The sequence below is a fragment of the Micromonospora sp. PRAS1 genome (genome assembly GCF_059553435.1).
The window spans coordinates 1-613 of sequence record NZ_JCANNB010000116.1 but is presented as its reverse complement, the minus strand read 5'-3'; the positions used below and the strand labels follow the sequence as shown (position 1 = coordinate 613).

The following is a 613-nucleotide window of genomic DNA, read 5'->3' as shown; positions in this document are numbered from 1 at the left end:
CACCCAACACGTCCTGCCGGAGGTCTACCGCCTGGGCGCGGAGGGGGTCGTGCTCCAGAAGACCGAGATCGGCTTCGACGTCTCACCGGCCGAGATCTACGCCGCGCTGTCGGCCGGCGCGCGGCTCGTCGTGGCCCGCCCGGGCGGGCACCGCGACCCCGCGTACCTCCGCGAGCTGATCATCTCCGAGCGGGTGACGACGGTCCACTTCGTACCGACCATGCTGGCCGCGTTGCTCGCCGAAGGACTCGACGACTGCACCTCGCTGCGCTCCGTCGGCGTCGGCGGCGAGGAACTGCCGGTCGACGTGGCGCGGGCCTTCCTGGCCGCGCTGCCCGGCTGCGAGCTGCACAACACGTACGGGCCCGCCGAGGCGGCGGTCGACGTCACCGCGTGGCGCTGCGACCCGCAGGCCCTGGCCGAGCTGACCCGGGTACCGCTCGGCGGACCCCACCCCAACCTGCGCCTGCACGTCCTCGACGACCGGTTGGAGTTGGTGCCGATCGGTGTGCCTGGTGAGTTGTGTGTGGCGGGGGTCGGTGTTGGTCGGGGTTATCTGAATGCTGCCGGTTTGACGGCGGATCGGTTTGTGCCGGATCCGTTCGGGTCGGTG

1 protein-coding gene is annotated in these 613 nt (G+C 71.5%); it reads left to right on the top strand.

Features of this window, described 5'->3' with window-relative positions:
• Nucleotides 1-13: 13 nt before the first annotated feature.
• Nucleotides 14-613, top strand: a 600-nt coding sequence (locus AC507J_RS32335; protein WP_496294366.1) for an AMP-binding protein, incomplete at its 3' end; no start/stop codon positions are given.